The 13,701-nt window shown below is 66.5% G+C and carries 16 protein-coding genes; 10 read left to right on the top strand and 6 right to left on the bottom strand.

The window, feature by feature from the left end; genetic code table 11:
• The first annotated feature begins 110 nt into the window (after positions 1-110).
• From AB4Y72_RS00080 to AB4Y72_RS00060, 5 genes are all read left to right on the top strand, one after another.
• On the top strand, positions 111-1,025 hold the full coding sequence (locus AB4Y72_RS00080) for an alpha/beta fold hydrolase (RefSeq protein WP_441424141.1): 915 nt from the start codon (positions 111-113) through the stop codon (positions 1,023-1,025).
• Positions 1,026-1,182: 157 nt separating this feature from the next.
• Positions 1,183-1,710, top strand: a complete 528-nt coding sequence (locus AB4Y72_RS00075; protein WP_441424140.1) for a GNAT family N-acetyltransferase — start codon at positions 1,183-1,185, stop codon at positions 1,708-1,710.
• 119 nt (positions 1,711-1,829) lie between these two features.
• Complete coding sequence (locus tag AB4Y72_RS00070) at positions 1,830-2,468, top strand: cysteine hydrolase family protein (protein WP_441424139.1); 639 nt, start codon at positions 1,830-1,832, stop codon at positions 2,466-2,468.
• Between the two features lie 187 nt (positions 2,469-2,655).
• Entirely contained in the window at positions 2,656-3,312 is a 657-nt protein-coding gene (locus AB4Y72_RS00065) for a hypothetical protein (RefSeq protein WP_441424138.1), read from the top strand.
• A gap of 324 nt (positions 3,313-3,636) precedes the next feature.
• Complete coding sequence (locus AB4Y72_RS00060; protein ID WP_441424137.1) at positions 3,637-4,308, top strand: response regulator transcription factor; 672 nt, start codon at positions 3,637-3,639, stop codon at positions 4,306-4,308.
• Here the strand turns inward: AB4Y72_RS00060 and AB4Y72_RS00055 are convergent.
• A complete protein-coding gene (locus tag AB4Y72_RS00055; RefSeq protein WP_441424136.1) occupies positions 4,305-5,744 on the bottom strand; it encodes a sensor histidine kinase in 1,440 nt (479 codons plus the stop codon). The genes AB4Y72_RS00060 and AB4Y72_RS00055 overlap by 4 nt on opposite strands.
• A 115-nt stretch (positions 5,745-5,859) precedes the next feature.
• Between AB4Y72_RS00055 and AB4Y72_RS00050 the strand changes: the two genes are divergently transcribed.
• Together AB4Y72_RS00050 and AB4Y72_RS00045 are read left to right on the top strand one after the other, a co-directional pair.
• Complete coding sequence (locus tag AB4Y72_RS00050) at positions 5,860-7,044, top strand: DUF1611 domain-containing protein (RefSeq protein WP_441424135.1); 1,185 nt, start codon at positions 5,860-5,862, stop codon at positions 7,042-7,044.
• A gap of 68 nt (positions 7,045-7,112) precedes the next feature.
• A complete protein-coding gene (locus AB4Y72_RS00045) occupies positions 7,113-8,834 on the top strand; it encodes an ABC transporter transmembrane domain-containing protein (protein ID WP_441424134.1) in 1,722 nt (573 codons plus the stop codon).
• Here the strand turns inward: AB4Y72_RS00045 and AB4Y72_RS00040 are convergent.
• Positions 8,725-10,050, bottom strand: coding sequence for a carboxylesterase family protein (locus tag AB4Y72_RS00040; protein WP_441424133.1), 1,326 nt, complete (start codon positions 10,048-10,050; stop codon positions 8,725-8,727). The two genes, AB4Y72_RS00045 and AB4Y72_RS00040, sit on opposite strands and share 110 nt — an antisense overlap.
• Positions 10,051-10,150: 100 nt before the next feature.
• Positions 10,151-10,897: a lipoate--protein ligase family protein gene (locus AB4Y72_RS00035; RefSeq protein WP_441424132.1), complete on the bottom strand. Its 747-nt coding sequence runs from the start codon at positions 10,895-10,897 to the stop codon at positions 10,151-10,153.
• A 16-nt stretch (positions 10,898-10,913) separates the two neighbouring features.
• Between AB4Y72_RS00035 and AB4Y72_RS00030 the strand changes: the two genes are divergently transcribed.
• Positions 10,914-11,297: a DUF2177 family protein gene (locus AB4Y72_RS00030; protein WP_441424131.1), complete on the top strand. Its 384-nt coding sequence runs from the start codon at positions 10,914-10,916 to the stop codon at positions 11,295-11,297.
• 20 nt (positions 11,298-11,317) lie between these two features.
• Here the strand turns inward: AB4Y72_RS00030 and AB4Y72_RS00025 are convergent, their stop codons facing one another.
• Both AB4Y72_RS00025 and AB4Y72_RS00020 read right to left on the bottom strand, forming a co-directional pair.
• A complete protein-coding gene (locus AB4Y72_RS00025; RefSeq protein WP_441424130.1) occupies positions 11,318-12,121 on the bottom strand; it encodes a thioesterase family protein in 804 nt (267 codons plus the stop codon).
• Positions 12,122-12,322: 201 nt separating this feature from the next.
• On the bottom strand, positions 12,323-12,958 hold the full coding sequence (locus AB4Y72_RS00020; RefSeq protein WP_441424129.1) for a VOC family protein: 636 nt from the start codon (positions 12,956-12,958) through the stop codon (positions 12,323-12,325).
• On the opposite strand from AB4Y72_RS00020, the gene AB4Y72_RS00015 reads away from it, so the two are divergent.
• Positions 12,957-13,169 (top strand): hypothetical protein, encoded by a 213-nt coding sequence (locus AB4Y72_RS00015; RefSeq protein ID WP_441424128.1) that lies wholly within the window; start codon positions 12,957-12,959, stop codon positions 13,167-13,169. The genes AB4Y72_RS00020 and AB4Y72_RS00015 overlap by 2 nt on opposite strands.
• A 10-nt stretch (positions 13,170-13,179) precedes the next feature.
• A complete protein-coding gene (locus tag AB4Y72_RS00010; RefSeq protein ID WP_441424127.1) occupies positions 13,180-13,446 on the top strand; it encodes a YciI family protein in 267 nt (88 codons plus the stop codon).
• 116 nt (positions 13,447-13,562) lie between these two features.
• Here the strand turns inward: AB4Y72_RS00010 and AB4Y72_RS00005 are convergent.
• Positions 13,563-13,701 (bottom strand): integrase core domain-containing protein (locus AB4Y72_RS00005; protein WP_441424568.1); only part of this gene is annotated, 139 nt, incomplete at its 5' end.

The following is a 13,701-nucleotide window of genomic DNA, read 5'->3' as shown; positions in this document are numbered from 1 at the left end:
GCGGAGACCGAGATACACGATGACGAGAAAACTCACGACGGCCTCCCGTGTCCGGTCCGGCGTCTCTGCGGCTCCGAACCACTTTCCGAGAGCACAAGCGGAAGGTGACCATGAGTCTTAAGCAGGAAACCGTAAGCACGGAAGCGGCTGGGCTGCGGCGGCAGTTGATTCCCACGGAGCTGGGTCCCTGTGCGGTGCGTGTCCAGCAGGGCACCGGAGGCCCGGGGTTCGCGCCCGATACGGCGGATGTCTACCTGCACGGCGCCGCAGGCTCCTGGACCACTTTCCGTGGGCTGCTTTCCGGGGCGCCGGCCCGTGACCGGGTGCTGATCGATCTGCCGGGCTGGGGCGAATCGACGGAGGGAGCCCGGCTGGAACATTTCAGTCTCGAGGCGATGGCACGCACTGTCGCCGAGGTACTAAATTCGCTGGGCTACCCGCGGTGGAACCTTGTGGGCCACTCGATGGGAGGGTTCCTGGCCTTGCACATTGCCGCGGCGTGGCCGGAACGGACCGCCAGCGTCGCCGCCATCTCGGCCACCACATTCGGGGTCTCCGAGGCGGCCCGCAGCCCACTGCGCTACGTGGCCAGGTCCCCGGCACTTGTCGGCCTGCTGCTGGTCATGCGCGCGATGGCTGCCCTCGGCCAGGCAGGGGCGGCATTGGTCCGGGGCATCGGTGCCGCACCGGTGATGGGACCGCTGATGTCCCCGTTCTTCGCGGATGCGTCGGCCATTCCCGCGGCGGTGATCCGCGGGCTCGGCGAAGACGCCCGGCCGGCCAGCTTCGCCGCGGCCGCGCGGGCCGCGGCGCGCTACGATTTTCACCGCTGGCGCAGCATCATCTGCCCGGTCCTGGCGATCCGCGGGGACAAGGACGTGTTGACACCGCCGTCGGAGCTTATCCGGTTGACGGGCCTGGTCCCCCACGTCCAGACGGTGACGATCCCGCGCTGCGGCCACTTCGCCCACATCGAACGTCCGGGGCAGGTGCAGCGACTGCTCAATGACCTGCAGTCCCCGTGACGTTCGCAGGCAGGGGAACCCCCGGGTTCACTTCGCGCCGAAAGTGGTCCGGCAGCGGAAGCTAACGATCCCTATGCGGCGTGGTTGGACGTTATGAGGGCAGCGGGATGCACTATTGACCGCATATTGGCACACGGCTCGGAGGGAGGAGCGGCCCGTGACGCTCGAGGGTCTGGTGGTGCGCGCCGCGAGGCCGGAGGACGCGGCCGAGGTGCGTCGGTTGTCTATTTCGTTCACCCCGGCTGCACAGGAAGTTCCGCCGGAGGCTTTCCAAACCCGTTTCGCTCAGTTCCTGGCCGACGCCGCATGGTGCTTCCCGGTGGCACAAGCACGCGGAGGGCTGGTGGGCTATGGCCTGGCCCAGGACTTTGGGCCCGGCCTGCGGGCTACCTTCACCACAGGCCGGGTTCACGACGTCTTTGTCGATCCCGGCACACGCCTGGGCGGCACGGGCAGGGCCCTCATGGAATTCATCTTCGACTGGTCGCGGACGCGGCCACAGCCAATGATCCTGGACTGGCAGGCAACCCCCTTAGCCGTCGGCTTTTACGAGGCTCTCGGCTTCACGGCCGATTGTGTTGGTGACTTTCCCACGCATCCGGGTTTCAGCCTTGACCTGCGCGAGTCCCCCATCCACCCCAGTAGCACAGACCGCGGCCTGCCCGGTGCGGAACCTGGCTGCTGACACTGCGGCGGTGCGAGCGGCGCAGATGGACGGCTGCCGCTGTCGGGATCCCGGAAAGGCGACTAGGATCGCATCGCCGGGCCCCTCGCCCGCTCGACTACGCCCAGGCAAGGAGTCCAGTGAACCGCGCCCTTCTCGTCATCGATGTGCAAAACGAATACATCTCCGGAAATCTGCCCATCGGCTTCCCGCACCCCGACGTAAGCCTGGCCAACATCGGCAAAGCCATGGATGCCGCCGCGGAAGCAGGCATACCCGTCATCGCAGTTCAGCAGGTCGCACCGGAAGGCTCACCGATTTTCGCCCGCGGCAGCCACGGATTCGACCTGCATCCTGTCGTCAGCAGCCGTGGCCACGACCACCTGATCGAGAAGACCCTTCCCTCCTGCTTCGCCGGCACGGATCTCGCCGGCTGGCTCGTTGACCACGACGTCGACACGGTCGCGATCGCCGGGTACATGACGCAGAACTGCGATGAATCGACGGCCCGGGACGCATCGCACCGTGGACTGAAGGTCGAGTTCCTCTCCGACGCCACCGGCACCCTGGCCATGTCCAACCGCGCCGGATCCCTTGGAGCCGAGGAACTGCACACCGCAGTGCTCGTGGTCCTGCAGTCGCGCTTCGCCGCTGTCCTGTCAACTGACGAGTGGATCGAAGCGGTGCAGCGCGGGGCCCCGGTGCCGAAGCCGGACATTTTCGCGAGCACCCAGGCCGGACGCGACGCAGCAGCAGCAGCAGCAGCAGACCGAGCCTGACTCCCCCGCCACCGCAAGCGATCACGCCGGACGCCTCCCTGATCGCCGCCACGGCGGGCGCAAGGACAGGCGGGCGCAAGGACAGGCGGGCGCAACGACCGGCGCAACTCAGACCGTCGTGCCTCAGACACGCTGTGCGATACATTTCTCTCATCCCGACGACGACTCGGGCGATGGAGGGGGACCATTGAAAGCGTCAGAAGAGAACGTGCAGCAGCCGCCGGCGGACAGCTCAGCGTCCCCCCAGCGGTCCGCGCGGCGAGCCAGAACGCACCGCTCGGCGTCGGGCCGGCCCGTCGCGGCGACCGTATGGGTCGGTGCTGCCGGCACCCTGTACTGGCTGGCGGCCAGCGGCGAACCCGGGGCCGTGGCGGACGCCGCCCCCTGGCTGGCGCTGGCGTCGTGGGTCGTCTACGCGACCCAGTGGCGGCCGTGCCTGCGGGTTGAGGGCGACGGGTTTGAGCTGGTCAACGGGCTCCGTGACCACAGGATTCCGTTTGATACGGTCGAGGACGTCGAGGTCCGCTTTGCCGTGACAGTCCGGGCCGTCGGCAAGAAGTACCTGAGCTGGGGCGCGCCTACCCCGCCCGGCAGTTTCGGTTCCGGTTTTGAGCACGTCAGCGATCTGAAGAGCCGGCCGCAGGGCATGCTCCCAAGCAATGAACGCATCCGTCAGCCCGAGGTGGTGACCACGGGCCGGGACGAGATCGCCAAGGCATGGCAGGACGCCCGCGCCGCCGACCTCGCTCCCTCCAACGGCACAGTGACCAGCACCTGGAACCGCCCGGTGATCCTCCTCGGCGTCGTGGCAGTCCTGTGGGTGCTCGCCGCGGTGTTGATATAGGTGCGCCGCGGCGAGGTAGGCGCAGTGGGCGTGCGCTGCGCGATCTTTCGGCAGTGCGTTGACGAGGGGCCGCGTCGGGGACACAATCGCAGTGTGTAGGCAGGCGCGATGCCGCAGGCGGCCCGTGCGGCGGTGACGTTGCCGTTCGTGACGGCGTCCGTCGGCTGGTCGTTCCACCAAGAGGAGTCCGTGCAGAAGTAGTTCCGCCAGCGGTTGCTGGTAATGATCCATACGTATTAGGGCGGCACGCCCGCGGGGGCCAGTTCGCTGCTGAGCGCGGGGACCTGATCCCGATGGACGCGTAAACGTGGAAGGGTGTGGTGGATGCGGGTCCTGCTGGTCGAGGACGAGTCGTTGCAGGCAGAGACCATTCGGCGCGGGCTGGCGGCGGAAGGCTTTGTCGTTGAGGTCGTCGGGGACGGTATCAGCGGCCTCTGGGCGGCCACGGAACACGAATACGACGTCGTTGTTCTGGACGTCATGCTTCCGGGCATGCATGGCTACGCGGTTCTACAGCAGATGCGCGAGCGGCAGATCTGGACTCCGGTGCTCATGTTGACCGCCAAGGACGGTGACTATGATCAAACGGACGCGTTTGATCTCGGTGCCGACGACTATCTGTCCAAACCGTTCAGCTTTCCGGTCCTGGTCGCAAGGCTGAGGTCACTCATTCGACGCGGCGCACCCCCACGGCCGGTTGCCATCACCGTAGGCTCGCTCAGGCTCGACCCCGTGCGGCACCAAGTGACCCGCGACGGGCGTGCGATCAGCTTGTCGCCGCGCGAATTCGCTCTGCTTACCTTTCTCATGCGCAGGCCCGGCGAAGTTCTGTCCAAAGCTGAAATCCTGGACAACGTCTGGGACCCCGTATTCAACGGCGGGCACAACGTGGTGGAGGTCTATATCGGCTATCTTCGCCGCAAGATTGATGTGCCGTTCGGCCTCAGCACGGTCAGAACGGTACGTGGAACGGGGTACGTGCTGGACGCTGACTAGGCGGCCGAAGCCGTCAGGGGAAACCGGAACTCGAAACGGCACCATCCAGCGGGCGTCTCGGTCGAAGTCAACAGGCCTTTGTGCGCATGAACTATCCCCCGGGCGATCGCCAGACCAAGTCCGCTTCCGCCCCTGCGACGGGAGCGACTTTCATCCAACCGGACGAAACGCTCAAATATTTTCTCCCTGTCTGCTTCGGGGACCGGCGGCCCGTCGTTGTCAACGGTGACCACGATCTCCTGATCCGCCACCGACATCGACGTAACAACGGTGCTTTTGGCATGTCGTTCTGCGTTGTCCAGCACGTTACGAAAGGCCTGGCCGAGCCGGCCCGGGTCACCTACAGTCTTGACCGGGACAAGGTTGCCCACGATCTGGTGTTTACTCACGGCATGGAGCCGGCGCAACTCCACGGCCAGGACATCGTCGAGATCAACGTCTTGGGAGTGAAGCGAGATGCCCTCGTCATCCGCTTTGGCCAAGGCCAGCAGGTCATCCACCAAGCGCTGGAGCCGGTGCATTTCGGCGGAGAGTATGGGCTGGAGAGACGCCCACGAAGACCCCGACGAGTCCGCGCCGACGATTTCCAGACCCGCGCGCAGGCTAGTGAGAGGGCCGCGCAACTCATGGCTGGCGTCCGAAACAAACTGCCGCTGCTTCTGATCAGAGGATTCAATCCGGTCCAGCATCGAATTCATTGTGACTGCCATGGTTTCGAGTTCGTCGTGGGTCCGGGGAACGTGGACCCTCTCGTTTAGCCTGCGCGCATCGATGCGGCTTACCTGTTCCCGAATCATGTCCACCTGGCGGAGGGATCGTCCGACGAGGAAGTGAACAGATGCTCCCACTACGGCCAGGACTATGGGCAACGCCACCGCCAGGAAGAACGCGACGGCGCGGACGGTCTCCGACTGCGGCTGAATGGTCTGTGCCGCGAGAACCCAGTAAGCGTCGCCGCCGTCCCGGAGCCCGAGGATTACAACGTAGTGCTCCGCGCCGTTGCCCAGCAACGCGGGGTCGGTGACCCGCTCAGTTTCGCTCTGACCCGGCGGGGGCCTCATGGTAGTGATCGGTGCTCGTAAAAGCGACGGTTCGGACGCGCCGATGACCATCCCGGATGCATTCAGGATCTGGACCTTCGGGTCTTTTCGGGCTGCGTCCTTGACCGCCTGATTGGCCTCGTCAATGTCTTGGTTGATAATCAGGGCGGAAACGTCCTGGACCTTGGTGCGCAGGAGGCCATCTGTCGCTGCAATCAGTGCGGACTCAAGGGTCACCAGCAGCAGGAGCGCGCCGATCAGCAGCGTGGCCGCGACAACGGCCGCCGCCGCCAGCGTCGATTGCTGGCGTAGTCCTCGCGGCCGGAAAGACGGCCACCGTATCGCCCGCTTCCCTGCCCCTCCCCGAATAGCCGGAGCGGGCCTGATCCGCTTCATGGTTCAAGGATTGGGGCAGAACCGTCCGGATGCAATGGGAGCCGCTCCTCTCAGCGTCTTCTTACGTGAGGGAGAAGACGCTGAGAGGAGAAGAAGACAACCACAGGATCGGAGAATGATCATGTCCCTAACCGGTGATCTCCCTGGTGTCAGCCTCCTCCCGGACCAGACGGCGGACCGCGGAAGGGTTCTGACGGCGTCATTGGCGCCACCACGCCTCTCTCTCGCGAAGAAGGCCTACACGACCCGCTTCCTGGCTCAACGACTCGAGCAGTCACGCGACGGATACTTCCTGAGGCACGGCGACGGCGTCAGACCCGGATCAGGCGACATCGTACTGGCCAGGGTCCTTCGTCTCGGCCAGCATCCCCGGCTCGAAAGCCCCGGTTCGCGCCGTCAGGCCCTGTATGTGGGTGACGAAGTCCTGGTGGCTTACGGGCACAGGTACGCCCCGGACCAGTTCCTGGCACAGGTTCCCGATAATCTGGGTTCCTGCCACCTAATCGCAGCCGGCGGAGTAGCAGGGCTGGTGACGGACCAACATGCACTAATGGGCCAGCCGACGCAGTTGGCTCCTGTCGGTCTGCTCGCTGACCACGAGGGCGTGCTAAACCTTGCCCACCTGGCCCCGCACTCTTGGGACGCAGCCGAAACACACGCTGCCCCCGAACCCGCCACGACAGGCCGTCCTCACGTCGTGGCCGTACTGGGAACGTCCATGAACTCGGGAAAGTCGACAGCGCTCAGTTGCCTGGTCAAGGGATTGACCCGGGCCGGCCTGGTCGTCGCAGCAGGAAAAGTCACGGGCACCGGGTCCGGCAACGATCCGGGAATGTTTACCGACGCCGGCGCAGTACAAGTGCTGGATTTCACCGATTTCGGATTCTCCACCACGTTCCAGCTGGACCACGGACGGGTCCGGGGCATGTTTTCGAGCCTCGTTGCCGCTCTGACCGGCCCTGCCACAGACGTGGCGGTCATCGAGATCGCCGACGGCGTTTACCAGGAGGAGACCCGGCGTCTGCTCCTGGACCCCCTGTTCCGGACCGTCGTGGACCGGGTAATCTTTGCCGCCACTGACGCCCTGGGAGCCATCGCGGGGCTGCAGGCGATTCGGTCCGCGAACATGGACGTCGCTGCCGTGTCCGGCGTGTTGACGTCTTCCCCGCTGGCCGCCCGTGAATTCGCGGCCGCCTCTGACGTTCCCGTGGTATCCACATCATCCCTGTGCGAGCCCGCCGTAGCATTGAGTCTGCTCCTCCCGCTGACCGCCCCGGATCCCGTTGCTGCATCGCAATGAAGCGGCCCGAGCACAGTGCCGGTGGCCCGCGGCTGCCGAAGTTAATGGTGGGGCGGCGCCGAAGGCTGATGTGCTCGCTTGTAGGCACGGGACTGGCGCTTGCAGGCCTGTCCGTCGCGGGCGCCTACCTGATGGCGCACCTCCTCAGCGCCGACAATCAGACCCGCGTGTTGACGGTGACCACTCTCCTGGCAGTGGCGGCCGCTGTGGGCGGCGGGAGGGTTGCAGAGCGCGTGATGGCCGAAAAGCTAAGTCAGAACTATGTGCAGGAGCTCCGCCGGGACCTGATGGCAGCCGCCCTCGCGGTCGGGGCCACTACGTCCGTCGGCATCACCATCGCCAGGATCACCAACGATCTGAGCAGTGTCAGGAACTGGGTGGCTATGGGCATAGCACCGCTGGCGGTCGGGATCCCCATGATTACCGGCACTACCGTTGCCCTCTGGTTTCTCTCTCCGCCGCTGGCCCTGGCTGTCGCCCTCCCCCTGTGCATCCTCGCCGCGGTCCTCGCTCTGCTTTCCCGGCCAGCGTATGCCCGGGCCAAGACACTGCGCAGCAAACGCGGCCGCTTGGCTGCCCGGGTATCAGATACACTCGCTGCCGCAACTACCATCCGGGCAGCAGGCGGCGAACGCCGCGAGGTGCAGAACATCGAACGTCTGGGCGCGGACGTGGCAGCGGCCTCCATCGAGAAAGCCAGGGTCGGAGGCTACATCCGTGCTTCCGCGGCGATCACGGGAACGGTCACGGCAGTGGCCGTGGCCGCAACCGGATCCCTCCTCTCGATCCGAACAGCCACGATCGCGGCCGTGCTCACCGTCCTCGGGATGCTTGCCAGCCACGTGCACGACCTCGGGCGCGTGGCGGAATACCGCCAATCGTTCAATACTGCCAGTCGAATGCTCGGACCGGCTCTCCTACCTGCGGCACCGGCTCGCTCCGCAGGGCACGAAAGTCAGGGTGTAGAGGCCCGGAGCGGGGAGCAGGATCTGGCTAAGCAGGAAGGGGACTTTCTCCTGCGTGTGCCGGCGTTCCGTATGGACGGGAACCGCCGCTTGCCCGAGCTCAACGCCCGACCGGGCGAACGCGTCATCCTCGCATCCGTCGACCCGGACGAAGCCACCGACGTCTTTGAAATGCTGCTGGCCCTGCGCTCCGATGCTGGCGCGCACACCCTGGTTGACGGTCGCGACCTGAGTTCAGCCAAGGGAACGCAGCGACGGCGGCTCGCGGGCTACGCAGCCAAGGGCGCCGTCATAGAGCGTGGAACGATTGCCCGTGCCGTCCGATACCGGCGCCCTGACCTGACACCTGAGTTGGCCCACGAGGCCCTGTCCAGGGTTGGTCTGGCAGCCCGGGTGGCGGCCCTGCCCCTGGCTGAGAACACTGTTCTTAAGAGAGGCGGTGAACCACTGACTATGCCCGACCGTGCCCGACTACAGCTCGCGCGGGCAATGCTGGGTGAGCCACCTCTGCTGCTGTTGAACCACATTGACTTCGACCTGGGCCCTGATGGACGCGGCATGCTTGCCGAAATTCTCCGCTCGTACCCCGGCGTGGCGATCATAGCCTCAGAACATCCTGAACGGCTCGCCGCACGTTACACAGTATGGGACCTCCACCACGATCCTGCGGTGAGTTCCCGGCCCGACCCAGAGAGTTCACCAGATACGAGCCGGCTCAGACCGAGCGGTACCGGAGAGCTCCGGCAATCTCTCCCCGGGCGCCGAGGCTTTCCCCGTAGGCGAACCGTGCCCAGAGGGCCCGCATCGCCCGGCCGTGGGCATTGATGTCGTCCCAGGTGGCGCCCGCAAGCAGCCCGGCAGCCTCCCACGTCTGCCGGTGGCCGAACAGCAGCGGCAGGTCAATCGTGTGCGCGGCGCCGTAATGGTTGCCGGGCGCCCCCCACGACAGCACGTAGCTGTGGGCCCGGCCGCCCGCTCGAACATGCCGCTTGGCGAACGCCCTGGCCGCTTTCCCGTACACCATCTCCGTGACCACCCAGGAGACTGCCTTGAGAACGGCGCTGCCGACCACCGGAATCCTCGCCACGCGGGCCAGGTGCGGGCTTCGCGGCAGAAACAGCCGGGCTTCCTCCGCCGTATGGCCGATCAGGATGTCGATGCCCGGCGCAGCAGCGTTCCAGGCTTCGTCAAGCTCGGACTCCTTGGGCACGGGTGAATGCCCGTACTGGATCCCGAACGGCATGGCGGCCATCAGGCCGAATTTCCTCGCGGCCCGCGCAACGTCCTCTTCGGCGGCGACGACGTCCATCGCCGGGGTGGCGTCCGTGATGGACTCCGCTGCGGCTCCCATGACGGCGTTCATCTTTTCCCGGCCACGGGTAATACCCAGGGGCGCGCTTTGGATGATGGCCCGCTGGAAGAGCGACGCCGCGTCCGGCGTTGCCATGAGGTGCGCGACGGCGTCGCCCCCTGCGGATTGCCCGAATGCGGTGACCCGGCCCGGGTCGCCGCCAAAGGATGCAATGTTGCGCTGCACCCACCGGAACGCCTCGATCTGGTCCAGCAGGCCCAGATTGGCGGGCCGGCCAGTGCTGGTGGACAGGTATCCGAAGAGGCCCAGCCGGTACGTCACCGAGACAACGATCACGCGGGTTTCAGCAACCAGCACGGACGGATCGAAGATGGCCAGATCCCCGGACCCGGACGTGTAGGACCCGCCGTGCAGCCAGACCATCACCGGCAGCCGCTCACCGTCGTCGAGGTCAGCCGGCATGGTGATGGAAAGCCGCTGGCAATCCTCGCTGCCGGGAAGTTCGCCGTACCGGGTGCCCAGCACGTCGTCCAGGAAGGGCACCGGAGCCTGCGGGCACGCCGGAGAGAGGGACGTTGCCGTGAGGACTTCGGACCAGGCGGCTACAGGTGCCGGGGGTTGAAACCGGTCCGCTGCAGCGTACGGAATGCCGGTGGCGCGCACGACGGCGCCGTCGCGCCAGCCGGTGATCGGGCCGCACGGCGGCTCGAACGAAAGGTTCACAGTCATGCTTCCAGCCTTCCACATATTCAGGACCCGGCCGCTCCCGCGGCGCGGGCGGCCGCCTGGCCGGGGCGGCGCAACGCCGTGATCGGCCGGACGGGCGCGCCTAGCGCAGGCTGGAAAACTCCGCGTCGCTGACCGAGGCGTAGCGGCCGTAGGCGGCGAGCACGGCCGCCTCGACGGCATCGACGCCGAGGCCCGGCACGAGGTCGCCGGCGGCGCCCGCCGTCGCCGGGTCCCATTCGAGGCCGAGCGCGGCGTAACTGGCTTCCAGGACCGCACGGATCGGGGCCGAGTTCTCCACCACGATCACGGAGCTGAAGAGCCAGCCGCCTGCGACCACCCGCTGGGCGGTGCCCACCAGCTTGACGAGGTGTTCCGGGACCCGGGGGTCCCTGCCGTGGACGCTGAATTCGCCGGGGCAGTATTCCCCCGGGATCTCGCCGACGCCGGCATCCACGCCTGCGTCGCGCAGTGCCCGGGCGAGCAGTTCGCCAAAGCGCGAAAACCGTCCCTTGGCCCCGGCGATCGCGTCCGTGTCCGGTTCCAGGTGATCGATGACCAGCGTTCCCTGGTGGTAGGCCGCGGCGCGGCCGCCGGCCTTGCGGACCAGTGGCTCGAAGCCCAGTTCCCGACAGGCGGCGGCAGCAGCTTCAAAGCCGGGCAGGTGGGTGTCGCGCTGCCCGAAGGCAACGGTGGGAACCGGCCGGTAGAGCCTGAGCATGGGCCCCAGCGAACCCGTCTTGACCTTCTGGAGGAGTTCGAGCGCGAAGTCGAGGTCGGCCGCGGCGCCCAGGGATTCCTTCTGCCGCACCACCGTCAGTGTCCGGGGTCCGGCTGGCGCCTGCGGCATGTTGTTATGCTCCCTTATGGTCATTCTGCAATTCCTCGTCGTAGCCGCCGCCTTCGCCGTCATCGACGCCATCTGGCTCAAGACGATGAACCCGTTCTACCGCCGCCAGATCGGTGATCTCCTAGCCGACAAGCCCAATCTAGGGTACGCGGTGGTGTTCTACGTGATCTACATTGCCGGGATCGTGTTCTTCGCGCTGACGCCGGCGCTCGACGGCGGCAGCTGGCTCAGCGCCGTCGGTTACGGTGCCGCCCTGGGCACCTTTGCCTACGCCACCTACGACCTCACCAACGCGGCCACGCTCAAGACCTGGCCGTGGCAACTGATTGTTGTCGACATCCTCTGGGGCGCGGCGTTGACGGCCCTGGCCACGCTGGCCGGCTGGCTCGTCTTCCACTAGCACTGGGGCCTGGCCCGGGGCTAGGACTTCCGCAGGGTCAGGATCTGTTCCGCCCGGCCGAACGGGCCCGTGAGGTCATGCAGCACCGTCGAGGTAAGTCCGATCCCGTCCGTGCCGAACGAGACCTCGTTGTCCAGCCCCAGCCACTCCCCCTCCGGCTGCCGGTACATGTGGATCTGCAGGTCCAGGTTGGGGAAGGCGTAGCTGCCCTTGCCCGGCGGGACCCGGGCGGCAATGCCGTTGGCCGTGTCCACGAGGCCGATCAGCCGGGCGAGGTCGCCGCTGTCTGCCCGGTCGGTCAGCGGATAGCCGGTGTGGAGCCACACAGTTCCCGAGCCCGCCCGGTGGCCCTCGGCAATGCGCATCTGCAGGGACGCGATGTAGCCGCCCGGCCAGACGCTCGCGGCATCGTAGGGTTCGCAGTCTTCCGGAGCCGGGATCCGCGGATCCTCGAAGGCCGCGATCGCGGAGGTGTCCGAGGTGATCATCCGCCACGCGGTGGCGCGGATCGCCGTGCGGTCGCCGGCGGTGAGTTCGGCCTGCACCAGCTCGATGGTCCGGCCGGGGCGCAGCGTGGAGGTCACCACCTCGAATTCCCCGCCCGGGATCAGGCCAAGGATTTCGTAGCTGAGCCGGGCCATGCGCATGTCCTCGCGCGGCTCGTGCCGGGCCAGGGCGTCGGCCATGATGCCGGACGCCGGGGCCATGTGCTGCTCGTGCTCGTTCCACGCGCCCTGGGCATGGATGGTGGAGCGAAAGCGCCCGCCGCCCAGCACCTCATAGTAGAAATCACCCTCGGCCAGAACAGGTAGTTCAGCAGTCACGTCGACCTTTCGCAGCTTCCATCGGAGAATTCCACCACCTTATCGCCTCAGACAGCCGCCGCCCGGCGCTGCCGGTTCGTGGTCCGGGTTTCAGTGCCGTTGGAGCGCTGACGTCGCCGAGCTGGAGCGTCCAGACGCCAAGTGACGACATCAATCTCCACCTGGGAATGTGCCCGCCTCAGGACCCGCGCGTCGGCCCGGTTAGCTGGCCAAGTACAAGCAGAAGGGGTGTCCGGCCGGGTCCAAATGCACCCGCACATCGTCCTGCGGCTGATAGTCGGCCAGCACGGCGCCAGCCGCCTTAGCGTGGGCGGTGGCCGCGTCCAGGTCCTCGACGGCGATATCCAGATGCATCATCGGTTGTTGAGCCCCGGGCGGTGCGGGCCAGACCGGACGAACGTAGGCGCTGTTGCTCTGGAAGGACAGACCCGCGCCCCCGCTCGGAGAAACTAGCGTCACCCACTCCGGCTCGTCCTGATCAACGGCCCAGCCCAGCAGCCGCCGGTAGAAGGCCGCGAGCTCCCGCGCATCGGGGGCATCCAGGACGATTCCGGACAAGTTCAGCTGCGGCATTTCGGTCAACGGGTCCTCCCACTGGGTCGCCTTCAACGATTCGTGCCAGTATGCCACCGGCCCGGCACGCGGGAAACCGACCGGCCTCGAACCCATCCGCCCGGACATTTCGTTATCCGCCGACGGGCCCGGGCAGGCGATCGCCGCACCATCAACAGCCGCTGAGGAATTCGCCGCCAGCCCTGGCGTCACCGTCCCGGGCGAACCCGGCCGGCGCGGGTTCGGTTCGTCCGCGCTGAAGGTCAACGGCTCGATTTTCGCCATGATCTCCGGCGGCAAGCTGGTCGTGAAACTGCCGCATCACCGCGTCGCCACCCTGATTGGGTCCGGCGCCGGCACGCCCTTCGATGCCGGAAAGGGCCACCCGATGAAGGAATGGCTCACCGTCATCGCCGACGACATGGAGTCCTGGCTGGCACTGGCCGGCCGACTCCATGGACGGCCTCTCCCCCAGCGGAGCTCGTGGAGGAACTAATGTCGGCACTATGGAATTCGTGGTCTTCTACGCAACCAAAGATCCCTCGCGTCTGAGCGAGGTCTACCGGCGCCATCACGCCTACGTGGAACAATTCGCCCAGGACGGCGGCCTGCTGGCCATCGGGACCTTCGACGATCCCGTGGCCAACGGCGCCATGGCAGTTTTCGAGAGCAGGAACCGGGCGGAGGAGTTCCTGGCGCACGATCCTTTCGTCACCGAGTCCGTCGTCCACCCAAGCGAGATCCGGGAATGGAACGTGCAGGCTTTCCGATGAGCGTTCCCTGCGTGGGACCGGCCGGGCCCCCCGGACAGCTCCGGCCAGTTCATTTGTAAGCCGCGTGGGGCTCCGGTCCACACTCGTCCTTACGGAATGTCAGCGACTAGCTGTACTCAGCCAGCAGGTTGGTTACATCTGCTGATGGGTGCTCGTCCTCCGAGTGCGCTGTGGTTGCGGCGGTGGTTGTAGAAGTCTAGCCAGCCGGTGAGGGCCTGTGTGCGGTGGTCGCTGGAGTCGTAGGCGTTCTTGTAG

This window comes from Arthrobacter sp. YAF34, from assembly GCF_052113245.1.
Taxonomy (GTDB): Bacteria; Actinomycetota; Actinomycetes; order Actinomycetales; family Micrococcaceae; genus Arthrobacter.
This window is presented reverse-complemented; position numbering and strand designations above follow the sequence as displayed.

Bases quoted from the DNA above. Each gene is read 5' to 3' on its own strand.
- AB4Y72_RS00010 (WP_441424127.1), top strand. From the start codon at position 13,180: ATGGAATTCGTGGTCTTCTACGCAACCAAAGATCCCTCGCGTCTGAGC.
- AB4Y72_RS00050 (WP_441424135.1), top strand. From the start codon at position 5,860: ATGATCATGTCCCTAACCGGTGATCTCCCTGGTGTCAGCCTCCTCCCG.
- AB4Y72_RS00040 (WP_441424133.1), bottom strand. From the start codon at position 10,050: ATGACTGTGAACCTTTCGTTCGAGCCGCCGTGCGGCCCGATCACCGGC.
- AB4Y72_RS00020 (WP_441424129.1), bottom strand. From the start codon at position 12,958: ATGGCGAAAATCGAGCCGTTGACCTTCAGCGCGGACGAACCGAACCCG.
- AB4Y72_RS00080 (WP_441424141.1), top strand. From the start codon at position 111: ATGAGTCTTAAGCAGGAAACCGTAAGCACGGAAGCGGCTGGGCTGCGG.
- AB4Y72_RS00045 (WP_441424134.1), top strand. From the start codon at position 7,113: ATGTGCTCGCTTGTAGGCACGGGACTGGCGCTTGCAGGCCTGTCCGTC.
- AB4Y72_RS00060 (WP_441424137.1), top strand. From the start codon at position 3,637: ATGCGGGTCCTGCTGGTCGAGGACGAGTCGTTGCAGGCAGAGACCATT.
- AB4Y72_RS00015 (WP_441424128.1), top strand. From the start codon at position 12,957: ATGATCTCCGGCGGCAAGCTGGTCGTGAAACTGCCGCATCACCGCGTC.
- AB4Y72_RS00055 (WP_441424136.1), bottom strand. From the start codon at position 5,744: ATGAAGCGGATCAGGCCCGCTCCGGCTATTCGGGGAGGGGCAGGGAAG.
- AB4Y72_RS00035 (WP_441424132.1), bottom strand. From the start codon at position 10,897: ATGCCGCAGGCGCCAGCCGGACCCCGGACACTGACGGTGGTGCGGCAG.
- AB4Y72_RS00030 (WP_441424131.1), top strand. From the start codon at position 10,914: ATGGTCATTCTGCAATTCCTCGTCGTAGCCGCCGCCTTCGCCGTCATC.